Source organism: Rhizobium oryziradicis (assembly GCF_001939045.1).
Lineage (GTDB): Bacteria > Pseudomonadota > Alphaproteobacteria > Rhizobiales > Rhizobiaceae > Allorhizobium > Allorhizobium oryziradicis.
The window spans coordinates 1-21,418 of the sequence record NZ_MKIM01000026.1; the positions used below are offsets into that span (position 1 = coordinate 1).

At 51.2% G+C, this 21,418-nt stretch carries 14 protein-coding genes and 4 pseudogenes; 7 read left to right on the top strand and 11 right to left on the bottom strand.

Features of this window, described 5'->3' with window-relative positions:
* The 5 genes and pseudogenes from BJF95_RS24360 to BJF95_RS10240 form a co-directional block, all read right to left on the bottom strand.
* Positions 1-607 (bottom strand): annotated as a pseudogene (locus tag BJF95_RS24360) (transposase); the annotation flags it as partial.
* A gap of 140 nt (positions 608-747) precedes the next feature.
* Entirely contained in the window at positions 748-2,592 is a 1,845-nt protein-coding gene (locus BJF95_RS10225; protein WP_139317463.1) for a hypothetical protein, read from the bottom strand.
* A 220-nt stretch (positions 2,593-2,812) separates the two neighbouring features.
* Positions 2,813-3,625: a sugar phosphate isomerase/epimerase family protein gene (locus BJF95_RS10230; protein WP_075639392.1), complete on the bottom strand. Its 813-nt coding sequence runs from the start codon at positions 3,623-3,625 to the stop codon at positions 2,813-2,815.
* A complete protein-coding gene (locus BJF95_RS10235; protein ID WP_139317464.1) occupies positions 3,618-4,391 on the bottom strand; it encodes an NAD-dependent epimerase/dehydratase family protein in 774 nt (257 codons plus the stop codon). Before BJF95_RS10235 ends, BJF95_RS10230 begins: the two co-directional genes overlap by 8 nt.
* 184 nt (positions 4,392-4,575) lie before the next feature.
* Complete coding sequence (locus BJF95_RS10240) at positions 4,576-5,718, bottom strand: FAD-dependent oxidoreductase (protein ID WP_075639394.1); 1,143 nt, start codon at positions 5,716-5,718, stop codon at positions 4,576-4,578.
* A 193-nt stretch (positions 5,719-5,911) separates the two neighbouring features.
* Here BJF95_RS10240 and BJF95_RS10250 point away from each other — a divergent pair.
* Positions 5,912-6,761, top strand: a pseudogene (locus tag BJF95_RS10250) (IS3 family transposase).
* Positions 6,762-6,812: 51 nt separating this feature from the next.
* Here BJF95_RS10250 and repC read toward each other — a convergent pair.
* Positions 6,813-7,030: pseudogene (repC, locus tag BJF95_RS10255) on the bottom strand (replication initiation protein RepC); the annotation flags it as partial.
* Between the two features lie 4 nt (positions 7,031-7,034).
* Between repC and BJF95_RS10260 the strand changes: the two are divergent.
* Positions 7,035-7,339, top strand: a pseudogene (locus BJF95_RS10260) (DDE-type integrase/transposase/recombinase); the annotation flags it as partial.
* A 15-nt stretch (positions 7,340-7,354) separates the two neighbouring features.
* On the opposite strand, the gene BJF95_RS10265 reads toward BJF95_RS10260, so the two are convergent.
* The 3 genes from BJF95_RS10265 to BJF95_RS10275 form a co-directional block, all read right to left on the bottom strand.
* Positions 7,355-8,275, bottom strand: coding sequence for an NAD-dependent epimerase/dehydratase family protein (locus BJF95_RS10265; protein WP_075639395.1), 921 nt, complete (start codon positions 8,273-8,275; stop codon positions 7,355-7,357).
* A 27-nt stretch (positions 8,276-8,302) separates the two neighbouring features.
* Positions 8,303-11,359 (bottom strand): glycosyltransferase, encoded by a 3,057-nt coding sequence (locus BJF95_RS10270; protein WP_075639396.1) that lies wholly within the window; start codon positions 11,357-11,359, stop codon positions 8,303-8,305.
* 299 nt (positions 11,360-11,658) lie between these two features.
* Complete coding sequence (locus BJF95_RS10275) at positions 11,659-12,597, bottom strand: glycosyltransferase (protein WP_075639397.1); 939 nt, start codon at positions 12,595-12,597, stop codon at positions 11,659-11,661.
* 532 nt (positions 12,598-13,129) lie between these two features.
* Between BJF95_RS10275 and BJF95_RS10280 the strand changes: the two genes are divergently transcribed.
* From BJF95_RS10280 to BJF95_RS10300, 5 genes are all read left to right on the top strand, one after another.
* Complete coding sequence (locus BJF95_RS10280; protein ID WP_245297296.1) at positions 13,130-14,527, top strand: ABC transporter substrate-binding protein; 1,398 nt, start codon at positions 13,130-13,132, stop codon at positions 14,525-14,527.
* 97 nt (positions 14,528-14,624) lie between these two features.
* Positions 14,625-15,575: an ABC transporter permease gene (locus BJF95_RS10285; protein WP_075639398.1), complete on the top strand. Its 951-nt coding sequence runs from the start codon at positions 14,625-14,627 to the stop codon at positions 15,573-15,575.
* A complete protein-coding gene (locus BJF95_RS10290; protein WP_075639399.1) occupies positions 15,572-16,429 on the top strand; it encodes an ABC transporter permease in 858 nt (285 codons plus the stop codon). Before BJF95_RS10285 ends, BJF95_RS10290 begins: the two co-directional genes overlap by 4 nt.
* Positions 16,426-17,256 carry an ABC transporter ATP-binding protein gene (locus BJF95_RS10295; RefSeq protein ID WP_075639400.1) on the top strand — a complete coding sequence of 277 codons (831 nt, stop codon included), beginning with the start codon at positions 16,426-16,428 and terminating at the stop codon, positions 17,254-17,256. The genes BJF95_RS10290 and BJF95_RS10295 overlap by 4 nt, the downstream gene beginning before the upstream one ends.
* Positions 17,256-18,227, top strand: coding sequence for an ABC transporter ATP-binding protein (locus BJF95_RS10300; RefSeq protein WP_075639515.1), 972 nt, complete (start codon positions 17,256-17,258; stop codon positions 18,225-18,227). The genes BJF95_RS10295 and BJF95_RS10300 overlap by 1 nt, the downstream gene beginning before the upstream one ends.
* Before the next feature lie 78 nt (positions 18,228-18,305).
* Here the strand turns inward: BJF95_RS10300 and BJF95_RS10305 are convergent, their stop codons facing one another.
* On the bottom strand, positions 18,306-19,223 hold the full coding sequence (locus BJF95_RS10305; RefSeq protein WP_075639401.1) for an FAD:protein FMN transferase: 918 nt from the start codon (positions 19,221-19,223) through the stop codon (positions 18,306-18,308).
* Positions 19,204-21,414, bottom strand: a complete 2,211-nt coding sequence (locus BJF95_RS10310) for a PepSY domain-containing protein (RefSeq protein WP_075639402.1) — start codon at positions 21,412-21,414, stop codon at positions 19,204-19,206. The genes BJF95_RS10305 and BJF95_RS10310 overlap by 20 nt, the downstream gene beginning before the upstream one ends.
* Positions 21,415-21,418 lie beyond the last annotated feature (4 nt).

Sequence of the window (21,418 nt, forward strand, 5' to 3'; positions counted from 1 at the left end):
TGTGCAGGTGCGGTGCGGTCAGCCCGCAGCTTCGCCTTGACACGTCTCTTCGGAACCTTGTTGCGAAGCTGGAGGCCCATGTCCATGTAAAGGCGGTAGCTTCGCTTTGGGTTCACGGGCCACCCGTCACGCCTGATCAGGACATGCACACGACGATAGCCATAGCGCACTCGCGTCTGACAGAGATCCTTGATCTTCAGCTTCAGTTCGGCCTGATCGCCGCGTTTGGACTTGTAGACGTAAAGGGACCGGTCGATCTTTAAGACGGCGCATGCACGCCGGATTGAGACCTTCCAGTCCGTTTTGATTGTGTCGACAAGATTGCGCTTGCGAGCAGGCCTCAGAGCTTTTTTGACAAAACGTCCTGAAGCATAGCTTTGTTGAGCGAAAGGTCGGCAACGATCCGCTTTAGCTTGGCGTTCTCCTCTTCGAGTTGGCGCAGGCGCTTCATCTCCGAGGGCATCAGGCCTGCATATTTCTTACGCCAGTTGTAGAATGTCGCATCAGATATTCCAGCCTTGCGGCAAACATCGCCAACCGATGTTCCATCCGCCGCCTGCTTCAACACAAATGCAATTTGCGCTTCCGTAAACTTCGAGGCTTTCATCGAATTCTCCTCTTCTGCCCTGCAGGGATCATAAGTGGAAAACTCCAGATCTAAATGGACGAATTTATGGGGGGCACGTCATGCCTACCTGCCTGAAGAAACATTCGCTCTCCACTTTTCCCAGCAAGTTCAATGTCTAACTATGATTGCACTCTGCTTATCGCGCGCAGTACGTACTGCAACAAGGTTCCAGGAACTGTCCTGAAGTCCCCTCTGTCTAAAGCAATTAGCGAGACGCCGGGGCTCCATACCACCTCATCTTCTACCTCGTTGGGATCGTACCAAATATCAGCAACACCGTTTTGTACATACTTGGCTTCTTCATAGATGAAGCGGTCTCCCTTTTGAGAAAGACAATACTTGTTCGAAGCTAAGACACCCCACGCTCCAGCGCCCCATTTATATTTTGCCAAACCCGCTCCCCAAGGCATGATAAAAAAAGAGGACAGATCTGCCAGTATTATAGATCGCGCTACAGACCCACCTATATTATTAATCAAACCCACTCTATTACCAAAATATGATGAATACCGATGGACAAGATCCTGCTCCTCATCAGGTATTGAACGGCCTAGATTCTCCTCATGGCTTCTGAAAAACCCGGCGCTCGAGTTGTTATTGTTATGCCCGTCAAAAACTAAGCATATTTTCAAACCCTCATCTAAGAGTCTGTCCACACATTCTACAGTTTCTTCGAATTGGTTAAGCCAAGTTCTGTTTTCAAGTCTGTGTGAAATTAAAATAGTGTAGTCAAAATTTTTCATCAACAAACGCGAAGAGGCAGCAAAATCACTCTCCTTTTTATAACTATATTCTACTACGCGCTTGGTAAGACTTTCCCGAACATATCCACCTCCTAGACGGACGACAAACTCGTTCGCGTCATACGCACACTTTGGAAAGATACCTTCCCTAATTCGTATAACGTAGTCTTTCTCTTTCTGAAACAACGCATCGACGTTCCCAAAATGCTCACCATGATCTGGCCATAGGCTATAAAGATGATCAAGCCGCTCCAGGAAAGCAGCTTCTTCAGCTTCTTCTAGCCCGGTTAACTCATTCCACATGTGGTGCCCAATATGCGATATAAATATGAAACCAGATGCCCGTCCCCCAGGCCGCTGCAGGTACGGACAAATGGCACCATATGACTGAAGCATATGGTGAATGGTATCCCGTAAATACTGGACGGAATTGCTAGCCAAAGGCTCTCGATTCGTGGAGGAAAGACGACGAGCTTGTGGCGCATATAGAAAAGCCGGGAATATTATTGCAGAACCCACAGCAATAAGAAATGCAGACTCGGACTCGCAATGGACTGGGTAAATAAGATGATTATTTTCTTTAAAAATACACTTTGTACCACAAAGTGTCGAACCTGAAACAGGGTTAACGACTTCGATTTTTCCCTTTCCCACCGCATTTAAAAATAACGAGGGGTCGCCGATTGTCCCATTAGGGGCTATTTCGTGGTTAAGATTAGTATTTACTAATTGTAGTATCGTCTCAATCAAATCGTCGCGACTATGGTCGAAGAACGCCAACTCAATATTAGATAGATGATACTCGACAACCTTCGCGAATGTGTCCGCGTTTAGCAAATGGGCATTCCTAGCCCATTCTGCTTGAAACGACTTCATTATCGTGCTGCTGTCGCAAAGCGAAATGCCGTCGATTAAAACCCCCTCGACGTCGCACTTGCGCATATCATCGAGATGCTCAAAGTCGGTTGCGAGAAGACGTCCACCACGGTCGAAGAACCACAATGCCTTTTCAGTTCCGTTTTCCAAAACTCCTATTAATGTCGCATTCTTTCTGATAACAATCTCGATGTTCCAGCCGAAGTGAAGGTATTGACCAAGAGCGATCTCCTCTTGAAAATACCTCAATCCTACCATCTCTCCTGATGCAGAGAGAAAATCAAAATGTTGCGAGTAATTGACATCTTCCTCAATTACTCTTTCAAAAAACTCTGAACAGCCCATTCTATTCCCGCCGCGGTATGTCAAATCGTTTAATTCAGTTTATGAATTTAGCTTCGAAACTCGCTGTCAACCATAATAGTCAACGTAGAATATCGAGCTGCCCTCGATAGCATACTTGAGCTTTTTTCATCAAAATCCATTTTATCCATGTTCCGTCTATCCGTTCGGCGAGATCAGAGTCAATCGCTGCTCCGAGAAACCAATATCTTGCATGATATCTTCAGGCCATGTACGTCGCTTTCGCAAACATAACGGCGTCTATGGAGGCTTGATCATCTAATTCGTCGTGAGCGAGCATCTCAATTACTAGCCAGCCATCGTACTTGATTTCAATGAGTGCCTCTGATGCCTCCGTGTGCTCAGCGATAGGTGATTTGAACGACTGAAGTTTGGGCTCTGAAATGTGAAAATGAACCAAACGAGTCGACGTTGCATGAATTGCTTCGGTGATGTTGCCTCCCCCCAGCATTACACAGGCTGTATCGAGATGAACCCTCAGTCCGGGATGATCAACCTGCTGTATCATGTCATTGACTTGTTCCCAGTTCGTGAGAAAGTCACATCCGTAGACTTCGGGAACAGGCTCCAGCCCAATAACAATTCCATGTTCATGAGCGATATCAGCAAGTAGTCGAAGTCGGTCTACCCCAAGCTTGAAGGCCTCAGCCTCGGTGAGATCTCCTCGGGATCGCTGCTTAGGAGCACCCAAAACGGCCACTTCCGCCCCGAGCACATTTGCTGTTTCTCCGATACGTTTCATATGTATACAGAGATTTTCAAACTGCCCCACTTCTCGTAACAATTCTACATTTGGCATGCCGTATAATATCGCCTGTAGGGACGATACAGACAGGTTATGATCGGCTAATAGCGATCGATACTCACGCAATGACGAGTTCGTCAGAGAGTCCCATTCAGCGATTTTTGTAGGTGCAACCTCAATACCTGACGCCCCAGCACGAGACAAACTAGACAGAACCTTATTAAGGTCTGCAGATTGGAATGCTAAGTTTGAGATGGAAATTTTATTCATTTATTGTCTCAATAAATTTTTGTAATTCAGCATAAACTTCTTCAGCTAAAATATGATAATTCTCATTTCCTTTTGTTAAATTCGCATGAATTGAACGTACATCGTACCTTGGGGGCAATTTTTGCGGACTTCCCATGATGGCTTCAGGGAAAAACCGGCTGGCAATATCGCCGCTTACTAAAGGTTCCGAACATATATTGATAAGCTTAACGTTGCTGCCGCTTATAAGTTCAAGGTCTGAATTGAGGCGCCTCATGGGGTACCACTGAAATTCTGCGTTTGGAACGATATTTTGCGTCATGTTCTTATTAAGAAAGTCATAGATAATATTCTTCTTCAGGCCATGCCCGAAAAGCCCAGGAAGACGCACGATTACAGCGCTTTCAAATTTCTCTCTGACCCATTTCTCTAACAGGTAGCGGTGTTTTCCGTAGGGCTGATTGTTTATAGGTTCGTCAAGTTCATTAACACCAACAGGATTTTCGTAGACGTCGATGGTGGAAATCAGCGTGAAACGAGAGGCACTTACCGATTCCAAGCAATCGATCAATTTTGTTATTGCAGATAGATCGGCGTCTGGTTCTTTATTTGCTAACCACTTTACCGCGGATACTCCTGCACATATGACGTCATCAAAATGTTCGCCTCGTATCTCATCAATATTTTTGGAGTTATATACATGTGAAAATTGACGATCCCTCATTATGGTCGAGCCAACAAACCCTGTATATCCTATCAATGCTGTTCTACGATTGCGTTTACTCACATTGGCTTCCTGTTTTATATATTTTGGAGATCTTTTTGCTGGATAGGCGAGAGGTTACGTCAAAATTGATGGGGTTTTTGCTGTGACTCTTTTGGATTTACAAAGTTCAATTAGACAAAACCATGAAGCACACATTCTTCTCAAGCCTCTCTATTTCAGCTTTTTTGTCGTTTGGCCGTAGTCCTTAAGCGTCCTGAGCCAAATTCTTTTTGTTAGATGATGCAATTCTCGCGCCTGCCTGCCTTGATGATGCCGCTACAATATCATTGCGAATAGAAACATTCCGGGGCGTGGAAAATAACTGGCTTCCCTCAAGTGAAGAGAGAATTCGTTCAGTCGCATAAAATATCGTATCTATTTTACCGGAAAGCACGCTGAATATGCGATCGTTTCGGTAAATTGCGCAACTTCTATCATCCTCCATCCCGACCGGTTTGGTCTTAATAGCCAGCTGCACGCCTTTGAATTGAAACGACTCGCAAAACTGCGGCAGATACCGCATCATTTGATTTTCCATAGCAGTCTGTTTTTCGCGAATTAATACGCTGTCTACGCTATTTATGCAGGCGCGTGCCTGGTTGGCATTCGTAAAGCCGCCAAGGGGAGTGTGTGCGACACTTGAAAGCGTAAAGATAGAGGGATCCTCTGTTGGGTATACCGAGCAAAGTGAACCATCAACCAAGGTCACCGCAGGGTGGTGATCCATTGCCTCATAGTACAATAGCATTGTTGGTTCGAAGTATAGCTCTCTGGGAATACTCAAGAAATGCCCCCACGTTGCATCAATTACATAGTCAAACAGCTCTCCATTAACTCTGACATGTTTGTCCAAAGGCTCCATGCTTGTGACAGCTGTCTCCAAATGTAGAATTCCGGCAAGCGATTCCTGAAAGTAATCCCTCGCTTGGTTAATCATTAAAACACGTTCTTTTGTTAATATAGCTCCACTAACATTCGAAAGGAAATGCTCATATTCTGTCGTTTCGGTAAATTCTATACCGGACGCAGCCATTATCATTTTGTATGTTGTAAAATCGATCAGGCTATCTGATTTCGGAACGGCATAGATATTACGATCGACCGGAGACGAGAGATTTGGGTATCGTTCAATGAACCGTAGAAATCCGTCACGTGACTGTTGTCTAGTTCCGTGATGACGCGCGTAATGGAAGCCTAAATGCAACCTGAATTGGTTGTTTCCCGAGGCTCGGTGTAGAGGTCTGCGCTCTCGCTCGAATATCTTGATGTCAAACCCTAAGGCAGACAACGATAATCCAATATGACATCCGTACCAACCTGCCCCAATCACGGCGATTTTAAAACTCACTGGCTCGCCCTCGATAGTTAATTGTTTTTAAAAACTAGCAATCTATTTGCAGTTTTTTCGAAGTCATGGGATCTTATTGCCGTAAATATCGCGTGCAAGCAAGAGGAGTCACTAGGTGTTTGGAACTCTTAACCTGAGCCCGTTAACTTCCTCCAGAATTTGGTAGAGTCCGTCACATCAAGGAGACGGACGAATGAAGCGTTCACGGTTCACGGAAGAACGGATCATCGGGATATTGAAGGCGCAGGAGGCAGGGCAAAGACGGTCGATATCTGCCGCAAGCACGGCATGTCGGATGCAACTTTCTATAAATATAAGGCGAAGTATGGCGGCATGGATGTGTCCGATGCGCGCAAGCTGAAGGCCCTTGAAGACGAAAATGCCAAGCTGAAGAAACTCTTGGCTGAAGCCATACTGGACAATGCGACCCTGAAGGGTGCCACTTCAAAAAAATGGTGACGCCCGATGTGAAGCGGAAAGCGGTGGCTCACGTCTGTGCTCAGCACAGGATGAGCCAACGTCGGACCATCTGGCTTTGCCGTCGCGCGCTAACGAGCGCTGGAGCCTGGACTTCGTCAGCGATGCCTTCACCGATGGCCGCCGCTTTCGGGTGCTGGCCGTTGTCGACGACTTCACCCGCGAGTGCCTATGCCTGGTCGCGGATACATCCCTGTCAGGCGCTCGGCTTGCGCGCGAACTGGATAGTTTCATCGCCAGACGGGGAGAGCCGAGGACGATTGTCTCGGACAACGGAACGGAGATGACCAGCATGGCCATCCACAAATGGTGCCAGGAGACAAAGGTCGACTGGCATTACATCGCCCCAGGTAAGCCGATGCAAAACGGCTTCATCGAGAGCTTCAACGGCAGTTTCCCCGACGAGTGCCTCAACGAGACGCTATTCTCATCGCTCACTCAAGCCCGCGCTGCCATCGCCGTATGGAAGGAGGACTGCAACAGAAACAGACCCCCACTCATCGCTGGGTAACATCACACCCAGCGAGTTCGCAATGAAAATGGCTATGGAAAAACAGGCGGCATAAGGCCAGATTGAAAACCAAAGACGCTCCGAAAAAATGGAGGGGAATTGGGGCTCAGGTCACGATAAACATCGGTCCAAGCGAGAACTCGCCGCGCTTCGCCCGCTTCGTGAGATCACGGAGATGCCCTCTTCCCGAATTGATGAAGTTCGAACGTTCAAGGATGCAGGCGATGGCAACAGCCGCATTCTCCGGCCCCATGGCGCTGCAGGCTTACTCGTAGGCTGACGGACTGACGCCCAGCACGACCTGACTGTCACCGAAGCACACATGCGTTCGCCGCGTGTGATAATCACCGATAAGCTTCGATCCTACGATGCGGCGAAGCGCAATATCATGCCCGGCGTCGAACATCGCTCGCACAAGGGCATGAACAATCTGGCCGAGAATTCTCATCAGCCTCTCCGACGGGTGAAAGGATCATGAAACGCTTCAACTCAACGAGGCACCTTCAACGGTTCGCTTCCATCCACCCATCATTGCGAATTGCGAACCAACCATGCAATCATGGCACCACACCACGGGCACTCATGTCGCCTGAACCAAAGCCTCAATCCCATATCTCGACTTCGCAGCGTTAAGTTTACAGTGCCGCTTTAAGCCTTTTCTGCGCTATTCAACCAGTCCCAAGTCCTTAAAATGCCCTCTTGAATGCCAACCTTCGGATCCCAATCAAAGTCTGCCTTGGTTGTCTCAACTTCAAGAACAGATATTGGAACGTCCAAATTACGTTGAGGTTTATAAACAATAGGCGCGGGATTACCGGTAATTTCCTGGACAAGTTGTGCAATGGCCAACACAGATGTGCCCAATCCGCTACCACCATTATAAATACCGGCCTTGTTGCTCTCCAGTGATTTCACGCATAGGCTTGTTAAGTCCTTGACATAAATGAAATCGCGGATCGTTGAGCCATCACCCCATATTTCTATAGGGCGCTGTTGAGATGCAAGATTGAGGTATGTTCCGATAATTCCCTGAACACCCAAATTCCCCTGATGCGAACCATAAGGATTTGACGCTCTGATCACGATCGGTTTCAAGCCCGCGTTGCGTTCAAAGAGCTTCAAATAAGACTCAATGGCGACTTTCACGATCCCATAAGAACAAATGGGTGCCAGAGGATGATTGACCGATATTGGGACTTCCTGGGGTGGGCCATAAACCGTTCCACCGGAGGATAGAAACAGAAGACGCTTTACATTGCAGGCTTCCATTGCCACCAACAGGCTTAACGTCCCGTTGAGGTTCATATTGACATCCGCAATTGGATTTTTATCTCCCGTGGCGGGCACAGTGCCGCTTGCAAGATGGGCGACAGCGTCAATATCCGCCAGGCAATCCTTGAGCAGGGCCGTGTTGGAGAGATCACCTGAGAAATAGCGCACGCCATTTGGTAAAGGTCTGGCCGGCTGCACGCTCCGGCCAAACACTGTCACACTATGGCCCGCGTCCAATAAATCATGAACGAGGTGATACCCGATAAACCCAGCGCCCCCGATGACTAATATTTTCATAGAGTGTCTTTCAAAAATTAAGCCAAATCAGGAACGAGCAGCCGCAACTGCTCGATAATGCTGAATGTAATGAACAGCAAGATCATCGATGTTATAGGTTGCACCTGCAAGAGCCGCATTTTTTGCAAACTCAGCGCGCACGTCCGGGGACAGTATTTTTTCCATAGCGCCAGTAATTTCAGCCACAAACTGGTCGTTATTGCTCAGATTTGGAAGGATAATACCAGCTTGTTGCCCGTTAATTTCGGACATGTTTCTGATTTCACCAACATCCGTCGCAATACAAGGCACTCCAACCTGCAACGCTTGAATAAGGCAAAGCGGGTATGATTCGCCCGGAAACCGTGTTGGAATCAGCGCAACATCGCTCATCCGATAGATCCCGTGAATTTGCTTGGCATATCCCAGGAAGTGAATGGTGGCGTCACCCGCAGCCATCACCTTGGCTGCGTCGGCAACCGGACCTTCACCGACCATCAACAATGCCATTGGCACATCTGGATGACGAGAGCGCAGTTGCATATAGGCAGCAACCGCTTCTTGCCAACCTTTCCCATCGATACCCCTTGCAACCAGGCAAAACACGACGGCATCATCAGCAATCGCGAGATCCTTGCGGCTTTTAGGGTATTCTACCAGATCCAAAGGCATAGCATTCCGCACTTTTTTGAACTTTGTCTCAGGCAACCCCAGCCCTTCGAATGGCGTCAAATTGCGTTCTGCCGTGTAAGCAAACTCATCGATGTTGGCGCTCCACCGTGCAATTCTTCTCTTATTGATCTCCATCGCTTCGTAAGAACCATGAAGCGTTGCGATATAAGGAGATGAAATCTCCCCTTCTTCAAGCAAGAAAGCATCTATGCTGGCGATATGCGAGTGAATGATGGAAACACCAGCACTCTCGATGAATTTTTTGATCCCAATTCCCCTGACTGTATTGGCAGTGTACACAGGAATACTTGGATGCAACATGCGTCTGACGTCAGAATGATCATCCTCGGTATGCATTTGCAGCATGGAGACCATAACGCCTTGGCGGCGCAACGCATTGGCCAGATTAATCGGGAAAATTTCCCCTCCGCCGAAAGAAAAGCCAAGAAAGCCAATCAACACATGGAGATTGGTTTGCGGCAACGCCGTCAATTCGTTGGCAGGCAATAGCACGTCAAACGTGGCACCAGATACCCCGCCGGCATTTTCATAGACATTGCGACAAACGCTCAGAAATTTGCTGACGGTCTCGGCCGGTATGTCCCAGCGTGCTTTCAGAGATGCCATCAACCGGGCATATTCTTGATAATACTCTGGTTTGGATTGCGCCGAGGCACCAGACGTGTTGCTACCATGAATACGGAAATAGGACAGGGCTGCAGGCTCATAGGCGATCTGTCCGCCGCCCGCGATCACAGAGTAGAGGAACCAGTCGCCCATGATCTTATAGCTACCGGCGGTCTCCCATATGCTGTCGTCAATATCGAAACGACGCCAGATGCTACCGCCAACGTTGGCGATCACGTTCTTGACGCCGAAACCACCTGAAAACCACGTGGACGCAGGGCGCACGATCCGAGAATTCCAAATGCCGGGCTCACTGTCTTCGCGGTAATGCCCCATGCCATCCATATAGCTGCCGCTGGCGTCCACAAATTCAATCCGCCCGAAAGCCATCATGACGCTGGAGTCATTGAATGTGCCGATCATGCGCTCCACGAAGTCAGGTTCGCAAAAATCGTCGCTTTCGCAGATCCACACCAGATCGCCGGTGGCCTTGGCATGTCCTTTTTTCCACTGGCGAAACACACCGCCAGAGTTTTCCGCGTTGTAAACCGCTTGAATACGCTCCGGATATTTTTTGACATAGGATTCGATGACAGCTCTGCTGCCATCGGAGGAACAGTCATCCAATATAACAATATCAATGAGGGGATAGGTTTGCGCTATAATACTGTCCAGGCGCTGACGCAAATAAGCTTCATGATTGTAATTGGGAACGATCGCCGTAACCCTTAAGCCACCTTTGGCATTTCGTATTGAGCGATTTGCCGAGAGTTCCTTGTTTTTGCTTATGCGGGTGTAATAATTTTCACAAAACTCAGATACTCGACCGGAAAGCAGCATCGGATCGCGCTTTTTGGCTGAGTTCAGAAAACGCTTGCGGCGGCGCTCGCTGAATCGTTTGCTTTTAGACAGTTTGTAGAGAAGTCTCGAATATACCAAGCGGCGCAGCAGCTTCAAAAGTGAAACCCGGCTCACCCAGTTGACATTCTGAAGTGTTTTCACCTCTTGCGAGATTTGATCAATATCGTCAATGACACTGTCAAACCACTCTTCTTTCTCGAATTCAACGCGCTTGAGAACAGGCTCAGACGACTGAATATCCTGCGAGAAAAATCCTCCGATCGCCTTACAGCCGGCAGCATCATCGGACGCAACGGCGATCATATACATCGGCGTTTTAATGCCAGATGTTGATGTTCCAGTCACTGCGTTGGTCTCAACGAAGACGCTTGGCTGCCCCTCCGGCGCAATAAGAGAGCCGAAGCCAATGACTTGCCCATGCATGGAGACATAATTGAAATGGCGAGACAAGAGCGTATCGAATTCCCGACGAAACAGCTCTTTGACATGAAACGGATTTACCAATCCGGTCGCAATTGTATAGGCTTCTTTTTCCGGCGTTGAAATAATTAAACTGCCATTTGGGCGCAACACGCGTTTGATTTCTTTGAGAAAGACTTCATGCGCTTCAATGTGTTCAATGGTTTCAAAAGACACCACAACATCTACGGACGCATCCGGCAAGGGAATCGCCTCACAAGACCCCGGACGGAATGAAAGCCTGGCCGAGCCGTACTTGGCTTGGGCATGGCCCACGGCATCTTCTGAAATGTCGACACCTATGACGGATTTTGCGGCCTGAGCCAGAATGGCAGACCCGAAGCCTTCGCCACTCGCGATATCAAGCACTTCCTTGCCTTGCACAAAGCCTTTAGCAAGATAATATCTGTGCATGTGCTCCAGATAGATGTTTCCATCAATGCTTGGCATATAACGCTCGCCGGTAAATTCAATCTCGTCGGCCATTTCATCCCTATATCGCTGGGTAGTCGTTCTCAAAACACTTATGGGCGTATAGCCCATGCAAAGCACGAGGTCTAGCTTGACCCCGGCAAAGCAAACCCAGCGCGCATGAACAATTCCTCGTGCAGAACCAAATCCTTAACCAACCTCTAGAAATCAATAGTTTACACAAGGGTCATTTTTAATTTCTCTTGGCATTACGTCAAAATTCTGCATGGAATTCATATTTTATCGCATATTTGCAAAATTGAATTTACCTCAATATCAACATTGCGATCCCATCACTTTTCAAAAAAGCAAAATCACAATGATATAATTTTTATAAGCTTCGGTAAAAATTTAAAAAATCCTCTATATTTATCTCCAAACAAAACAATACGATTACGATACAAAAAAACAATAAATTCTATATTTAATAATCTATTTTTTGTATTAATAAACATACGAAACAATTGAGAAAAATCCTGACCGCCTTTATCAGGACAGAGGCAAAATTGCTTTATTCTATCTGCTATCGAAGCAGATCTCTTTTTCTTTCTCGCCAGGCTCCCGCGAATTCGGCTTCCAACTCTCTTTTTTTGCCGAAATGCATCCGTGGTGCTTGCTGCATGCTGGCGATAGAGAACCAATGGCTCTGAGGTAAAGGCGATCCCTTTGCAAGACGAGGCGACAGCGGCCAGCCACCAGTCAAACATTGGATTTTCGGGTATTGGCAAAACATGCGCAAGGATTGAGCGGTCGAAAAGTACCGCGTGGCCGGAAACACAATTCCTGAACGCAAATTGAAGCGCATTGGCCCCCTCAATCGGGGTGAACCTGTCAAACATGGTCAGTTCTCGTCCCTCCATGGAGGTGCCGAACAATTTTGAATTGCAGTACACCAACGAACATTGACGCTGTTTTATAAGCGCAAATAAAACCTCCAGTTTTTGCGGCAGCCAGATGTCGTCCTGGTCACATGGCGCAATAAAATCACCGGCACATTTGCGCATTACACAGTCGAAATTTTTCTGCAGACCTTGCGTTTCCGCCTGTTGGAAAATTTTGATCCTTGAATCTTTTTGTTGGTATTGCTCAAGAATTTTGATTGTTGCGTCTGTTGAAGCGTCGTCGCTTATGACAATTTCGAAATCTTGAAAGGTCTGGGCCAACAATGAGTCCAGCTGCGCTGCTAGAAACGTCTCACCATTAAATGTTGTGACCGCAATCGAGATGGCAGGCGCTCTGTTTTCAATCGTCATGGCTTTGATTTTATACTCTTATCTCGATGCTCTTGTGTGTTTATAGCGATCATTGGTGGTTTAAATTCGTCGCAACCGTGTTTATACAGCCAAAGGCGCATATTGCCGATAAGTGTAACGAACAAAGATAGCGCCAGCAATTTTGCAATTTCCATTGCTTCACTATCTCTGTGGCTTTTCCTTGAAGGGCCAAACTGATTCCGGAATGCCTTTCTTATCGAACCCTGCTTTTTCTGTGTAAACTCCTGACCGGAATGGGTTAAAGCGGAAGATTATGTGGATGCTAGCATGCGCATGCGCAAAATATGGCTGAGTGTGGCACCATGATGCTATAAATCCATCCGAGTGCGCAGTGAAGTGTGGTGAAAATCACCAAGGAAGAGGGGAAATTGCGATGGTGAACGTGCTGGTCTCGAAAAATCGCCCCGCCAAAACCTGGCACCGCACAGCAGTGTTGCTTGCGGGCTCTGTTGTTTTCTCTATCTTCGGATCAGCTCCAAGTCATGCTGCAAACACGCAGGTGACGATTGGCATGGCGATTGAACCAACCGGGCTTGATCCAACGGCGGCGGCTCCCGTGGCCATCGGCCAGGTGACCTGGCAGAATATTTTTGAAGGATTGGTGGCCATTGATCAAAATGGCAAGATCATACCGCAACTGGCCAAAAGCTGGACGATTTCAGCCGATGGTTTGACCTACACATTCCATTTGCAAGACGGCGTGAAATTTCATGACGGTGAGGCCTTTGATGCGTCCGTCGCAAAATTCAGCCTTGAGCGCGCGCGCGGTGCAGATTCCATCAATCCGCAAAAACGCTTTTTTGCGTCGATTGATCATATCGAAACGCCCGACAGCAATACGCTGGTGTTGAAGCTTAAACAGCCAACAGGTTCGCTCATCTATTGGTTGGCATGGCCCGCCTCTGTGATGGTGGCCCCTAAAAGTGCAGCAGACAATAAAATCACGCCCATAGGCACAGGCCCTTTCAAATTTGTCAGCTGGGCCAAGGGTGATCGCGTACAGCTCAAAGCCAATCCGGATTACTGGAACACGTCTGTCAACCTTGGGCTGACGGGTGCTACATTTCGCTTCATTTCCGATCCGCAAGCCGAGGCCGCAGCCCTCAAATCCGGGGATGTTGATGCCTTTGCCGAGTTTTTGGCTCCTGAGTTGATGGAGAGCTTTAAAGGGGATGACAAGCTCATCACGGTGATTGGCAATACGGAATTGAAGGTGGTTGCGGGCATAAACAACGCCCGAAAGCCGTTTAACGAGAAACGTGTTCGGCAGGCTTTGATGATGGCTATTGATCGAAAAACCGTGATCGATGGCGCATGGTCGGGCTATGGCACGGCCATCGGCAGCCATTATACCCCGAATGATCCGGGCTATATAGATACAACGAACGTTTTGCCTTACGATCCGCCCAAAGCCAAGGCGCTTCTGGCGGAAGCGGGCTATCCCAACGGTTTCAGCTTTACCATCAAAACGCCGCAGATGGCCTATGCGCCGCGCAGCGCCGAAATCATGCAGGCCATGTTTGCCGAGATTGGTGTCACGATGACCATTCAGCCCACCGAATTTCCGGCAAAATGGGTGGCGGATGTGTTCAAGGCAACCGATTACGACATGACAATCGTGGCCCATGCCGAGCCGATGGATATCGATATTTACGCCCGCGATCCCTATTATTTTAACTATAAAAATCCGGCATTCGATGAGATTATGAAGACGATTCAGGCCACCAGCGATCTGGCGGCTCAGAACCAGCTCTATGGGCAAGCCCAGACAATTCTGGCAGAAGATGTGCCTGCTTTACCCTTGTTTGTAATGGCCAAGCTGGGTGTCTGGAATAAAAAATTAAAAGGCCTCTGGACCAATGAACCCATTCCCTCAATCGTGCTGACAGATGTGCGTTGGCAAGATTGATCCGACACGACAAGGTCCAATGGGTTGCGCGGGGCCGATCTCCGTCACCGTGCGGTGGTTTTGCTGTGACTTATGATCCGAGCCGGGAAATCCAGATATGATGGAACTGATCTTGAGGCGCTGTGTCGGGTTGATCGTGACGCTTGTTGCCGTTTCTGCCGTGGTGTTTTTGATCATGAGTGTGCTGCCGGGTGATCCGGCAGCCGTGATGCTGGGCACCTCGGCAAGTCCCGACACCCTGATGGCATTGCGCCACGAACTCGGTCTCGATCAACCGGTGGTGATGCGCTATCTGGCGTGGCTTTGCGGGGTTGCAACCGGCAATCTTGGAACATCCTACACCTATGGCGTTCCTGTTTCGGATCTGATTGGCCAGCGCTTGGTGGTGACATTGCCGCTGGCGTTGATGGCCATCGTGCTCTCGGTCGCCATTGCCATTCCGCTGGGCGTCGTCTCGGCGGGGAAGCGCAACGGTGCCTTTGATTATATCGCCGGTGTTGTGTCGCAAGTGTTCATTGCGGTTCCGGGTTTCTGGGTCGGTCTGTTGCTGGTCATGGCTTTTTCCATTTCGCTGGGCTGGATGCCCGCTGGCGGCTTTCCCGGTTGGCAAGCGGGATTTGGCAAAGCGCTGGCGGCGTTAATTTTGCCCGCCATTGCGCTGGCTTTGCCGCAAGCTGGTGTCTTGACCCGTGTGACACGCTCTTCCGTGCTGGAGGTTATGAATGAGGATTTTGTCCGTACCGCGCGCGCCAAAGGGCTGACCCGCAGGCAGGCGCTCTGGGGGCACGCCGTGCCCAATGCCCTTGTGCCGGTGATGACAATCCTCGGCCTGCAATTTACATTTTTGATCGCGGGCGCGATTTTGATTGAAAATGTCTTTAACCTGCCGGGACTCGGGCGGTTGGCCTATCAGGCGCTGATCCAGCGCGACATTGTGGTGATGCAAGACGTGGTGCTGTTCTTTGCCGGTCTGGTGATTGTGATGAATTTCCTGATCGATCTTTCTTATCTTCTGCTTGATCCCAGATTGCGGGGGAGAGGCGCATGAACACCCGCGCGAAATCAGAGCCCATCGCGACGATTCATTGTCTTTCAAGGCCCACTCTTGCGATTGGTTTTGCCCTCATTGCGGCGCTGGTGGCTATTGCGCTGCTGTCTCTGGTCTGGACGCCTTTGCCGCCCTTGAAAATGCAGATTATTCATAAATTGAAACCACCTTTGGCCTTTGGTATTTTGGGCACAGACCAGCTCGGGCGTGATCTTGCCTCCATGCTGATGGTCGGCGCGTGGAACTCATTGTCCACCTCGGTTCTGGCGGTTAGCCTTGGTGCCTCGGTTGGCACGTTTTTGGGGGTGACAGCGGCAGCACAGCGCGGCCTGTTTGCGGCGCTGATCATGCGGATCAATGATGTGATCTTTGCGATTCCGCCGATTTTGTCAGCCATGATGCTGGGGGCCTTGCTGGGAGCGGGTCGGTTTACGGCCATTATCGCCATCGCCGTTTTCATGGTGCCGGTATTTGCCCGCATCACCGCCAGCGCGGCCTTGCAAATCTGGACGCGCGATTACGTGCTTGCCGCACGCGGGGCAGGCAAGGGCAAGATTTTAATCACCTGGCACCATATTCTGCCCAATATCGCCAATCAGATCATCGTTCAGGTCACCATTCAACTTGGCCTTGCTATTTTAACAGAGGCGGGCCTGAGCTTTCTGGGTTTAGGCATGCCGCCGCCAACGCCCACATGGGGGCGGATGTTGGCCGATGCCCAGACCTATCTGGGAATTGCTCCGTGGCTTGCGATTTTGCCGGGCCTTGCCATTGCTCTCACCGTGCTCGGCTTCAATATGCTCGGCGATGGCCTGAGAGATCTGCTTGATCCGCGTGAAAAGAGGCTGTCATGAGCAACAGCCCCTTTCTGTCCGTGCGCAATCTCAACGTTTGCATTGCCCCATCGAACGGCCGCGAGATGACGGTATTGGATGGTGTTGAGTTCGATGTGCATGCCGGTGAAACGCTTGGCATTGTCGGGGAAAGCGGATCAGGAAAATCGCTGTTGTCCCTCTCGATCATGGGCCTTTTGCCCGATATTGCCAAAGCCAGCGGACAGATTCTGCTTGAGGGGGAAGATCTCTTGAGCACCAGTGAAACAAGGATGTGTACCCTTCGCGGCAAGCGGATTGGCATAATCTTTCAAGAACCGCTGACAGCGCTTAACCCGGCCATGACCATTGGTGATCAGATTGCCGAAGGCATGGTCTGTCACGGCGGGTTATCATGGCGCGAAGCACGGTTACGGGCGGTGGACATGATGGATCAGGTACGCATGCCAGATGCGAAGCGGCGGGCAAAGGCCTATCCGCATGAACTCTCCGGTGGGCAACGCCAGCGGGTTGGAATTGCGATCGCGCTGGCGCTGAAGCCTGCACTGTTGATTGCCGATGAGCCAACAACGGCGCTGGATGTGACGGTGCAGGCCGAGGTGCTTGATCTGCTGAGCGATCTCGTGGACGAGCATGGCATGGCCATGATGCTTGTCAGCCACGATCTGGGCGTGATTGCCCGCATGTGTGATCGCACCATTGTCATGGTTGCCGGACAAAAAATCGAGGAGGGGGCAACCCGCACAGTGTTTGAACATCCTGCGCATCCCTACACACGCAGCCTGTTACAATCCGTGCCAAGCCGCAGCGAATGCGGCCGACGCAGTGACCCGGAAGAGCCATGCTGATGGAAAAAGCACCGCTTCTCGATGTTCGCCACCTGACACGCGATTATGTCAGCCGTCCCTTGCTGGGCAAAACCCACACGCAACGCGCTTTGGACAATATTTCGCTCACCATTGATGCTCATGAGATTTTCGGCATTGTTGGCGAGAGCGGCTGCGGAAAATCCACGCTTGCGCGGCTGGTGATGGCACTAGATCGCCCAACCTCCGGTCAGGTGCTTTTCGATGGCGAGGATTTATTTTCATTAAAAGACAAGGAACTCAAGCAGAGGCGGCGGGATTTTCAAATGGTATTTCAAGACCCATTCGGGTCTTTGGATCCGCGCCAGAAAATTGGTCGGATTATCGCCGAGCCATTGCATGTTCTGGCAAGCAAGCCTGACAAAGCAGGGATTCGTGCGCGCGTCGCCAGCATGCTGGAGAGCGTGGGGCTGGAAGCCAGCCATGCGGCGCGCTATCCGCATGAATTTTCCGGTGGCCAGCGCCAACGCATTGCCATTGCCAGAGCCCTGATCACCGGGCCTCGTCTGGTGGTGGCCGATGAGGCGGTGTCAGCCCTCGACCTCTCCGTTCAGGCGCAGGTGCTCAATCTGCTGCAAGATCTGCGTGAAAAGCGCGGCGTCACCTTTTTGTTCATCAGCCACAATCTGGCGGTGGTCAATAGCATCGCCGATCGGGTGGGGGTGATGTATCGCGGTCGACTGGTCGAGCAAGGCCCCGCCCAGGCGGTTTTCAAACAGCCCCTTCACCCCTATACGAGCGCGCTGACCGATGCCGAATTGAGCGTCGACCGCTTTGGCAGGCAAGCCAGAAAAAACCTGCCCAACAGATCTGCTGAAACGGGTGCGGGTTGTGCATTTTATGCAAACTGTCCCATTGCCGTCGAGCGCTGCGTCCATGAACGGCCAGAGCTTCATACCGTCGCTTTGGGGCGCACGGTTGCCTGTCACAGGCTTGATCACACGGCCCAATAGAGCCATCGCATTCATTATATCGTATAGGATATATTGCATGCTATTCAAAAATGAGCCTCGAGTGCTCTCGCGATAAAGCTAAAGAGATGCAGTGTTATGCTGCAAAAACAGCGCAGACAGCCCAAGTTTTTCTGCAAGCAAAAGACCTTGCTCTTCGCCCAGCACCATCATGGCCGTCGCCCAGGCATCGGCGCTCATGCAGTCGCGGGCAATGACGGTGACAGAGGCAGGCGGCTGTGTGAGGGGCATGCCACGGCGCGGGTCCATGGTGTGGGAGAGGCGGTGCCCTGCCAATTCTACCCAATGCCGATAATCACCCGAGGTCGCAACAGCCGCATCTTGCAGCTCCAGAATAGAATGGGGCGTGCGCAGAGCAATATCGGGCCTCTCGACCGCAACCGTCCAGCCACCGCCATCAGGCAGCGTGCCTGCGGCCCTCAACTCGCCATCAATGGCAAAAAGCCCGGCCGTCACGCCATGTTGTGAGGCAATCTCGGTTAGCCTGTCCACGCCATAGCCTTTGGCAATGCCGTTGAGGTCAAAGCAGACGGTGTGGTGTTTTCGCGCTCGAAGGTTGGCCCTATCAAGCTCTAAACTCTCATGGGCCAGGCAACGGCGCTGAAGCCGTGCGGCTCTGATTTTTGCCTCATCGGCTGGTTTTGGCCCAAATCCCCAAGCGTTCACGGCATCGCCCATGCCGATATCAAAAGCACCTCCTGATGCCCGGCCAATTGCAAGACCGGCCTCCAGCACGGTCATAAGCTGCTCTGGCAACGCCACCCAGGTGTCTTGCTTTGCCGCATTCAGGCGGTTGAGATCACTATCTTGCTTCCAGCTGGACATTTGCTGATCCACTTCAGCAACAGCATGGGCCATAGAGGTTTGAACCGGGGCGGGGCCAAAGCCAGACGGGCTATAAAACAGCGCCGACCAGCGTGTGCCCATGGTGGCACCGTTTAGCGCGTGGCGGGTGAGGTCAGTAAACGTCTTCTGCATAGCGGCCCTGTGCTTTCAAAGTGGAAAGATGGATGCCGTCACCGGCCAGAATATCTGTAAGCGCCGCCGCCACACCGGCTGCCATGTCTGTTCCGCCGCAGACGAGAACCTGTCCGCCTGCTTTGATCAGGCTGCACAGCTTTGGCGCATCCTTGCGCAGACTGTCTTGCACATAGGCGGGCGTTTGTACGCGCGAATAGGCCATGGTGACAGAGGCAAGCCGCCCATCCTGCGTCCAGTGCGATAGCTCTTCTGCATAAAGCGCATCGCTGCCGGGATGGCGCGCACCAAAATAAAGATGCATGGGCTGGCGGGATGCATTGGCGCGAGCGAAACCGGCAAGTGGCCCAATGCCTGTTCCGGCCCCAATCAGGATCACAGGTTTGCGCGTTTTTACCGGGCGAAAAGCCGGGTTGTGCCGCACAAAACCCGTCACCGCATCGCCGGGCTCCAGTGCCGTTAACTGGCCGGAGCAGAGACCGCCCGCATGTTTGCGCACGCAAATTTCAAGAAATCCGTCTTTTGAGCCGGAAGCGAGCGAGTAGAACCTCGGCAAATCGGAACCTCGCGGCACGATCCCGATCAGGTCTCCGGCCTCAAACGGCGCAAAGCCTTGGCCGCTCAGCCGCTGCCAAAGCGAGGTTTTGGGCAAAGCAAAGCGCAAAATCACCGTCATGGCCTGAACATTTGCACCGTAATCGCGCCGGGAGACCAGATTGAGAGGCCATGTTTTGGGCGCGACAGGTTGATGGTTCAGCTCAAAATCGAGATCAAGCGCTTTTGCAAGATTGCGGCCCCACCGGCTGAAATCCTGCGGCGATTGCCGATCGATGGTGTCAAAAGGCAAAAGCTCCGTCCAGCCGTTCGTCTTCGCGATCTCGGCAATCCGCGCAGCAAAGCCGCAGAAATGTGCAAAGCTGCGATCACCAAATCCAAGCACAGCGAGTGAAAGATCCGGGCGAGCCAAAACGGATTTGAGCTGCTCCAGAAAGCCTTGCGCTGAGGCGGGGGCTGAGCCATCGCCATAGGTGGCAGCCAGCAGGATGACGCGCTTTGCCTTTGGCCAGCGCGCAACGTCAAAGCCAGTCATGGCTCCAACATGCACCCGAAGACCGCTTGATGTCAGGGCAGATTGAAGCGTTGCTGCAAAACCACGCGTGGTGCCACTTTCCGAGGCCACCAGCACAATGGTGTCGGCAGCGCTTGGCGGCGCAGACACCGCCTTGCCATGGCCTCGACTTGGGCTGCGACGTGACAGCCAGATTGCAATGCCCGTCCATCCCAGAAACGGCACCCCAAATGCGCAAAACCCAAGGATAAGGCCGAGCCACGCCATGCCTCGCCCCGTGTGCAGCATGGTGATCAGATAAGAGGCTTGATCGATCCAGCTGGTGGCCCGCCAGCCCAGCAGCGCACCTGTGCCTTGGTCAAGATAGCCTTCGCCTGTCGCTGTTTTCAGCGTGAAAACATCGGTCGCATCGTTAACCGAGGGAAAGTTGAGAGAACGCAGATCATCGACAAGGGTTGCTTGCAGAGTAGGGATGGCATCAAGCGCGATGCCGGTTTCGCCGCTCACCGTTGCCGGAAAGGCTTGCGCACCGGCCCCTTCCGGCAGAAGGCCAAAGGTGGCAGCCGCCATCCAAAGAGCGGTGAGTGACGAAAAGACCAGACCGGGAAGCGTGACGCGAGCCACCACCGAATGGAGCCGTCCCTTACCTTGGCCTTTGATAGGCCGCAACAAGAAACGCCAGCCGCCAGCACGCCGCACGAGGAGAAACAGGCCGGAGATCGACATCAGCAGCATGATTGCCGCACCCACGGCCGTGATAATCCTGCCCTGATCGCCCAAAAACAACGCGCGGTGAAAATTGATCAGCCACCGCTCGACTGCCGATGTATCGGCGGGGCTCACGGGCTTGCCGCTTCCGGGATCAATCACCGCAGACGCCGGTTGATCTCCCTCAAAATAATAGGCGGTGATGCGGCCGGAGGGCGCGCGCCGGATCTGCTCAACGCTCGGCTCAGCGCCGCGCACCCGCGCTGCCAGCTGCGCAACAGTGATCTGTTGGGCGGAGGGCGTGATGAAGGCCTCCATGGTGGGAAACACCGATAATGCCACGCCAGAGACGGCAATAGTGCTGAGAAGCATAGTGGCCAGCAGAGCAAGCCAGCGGTGGAGCAAGCGGATCATAACA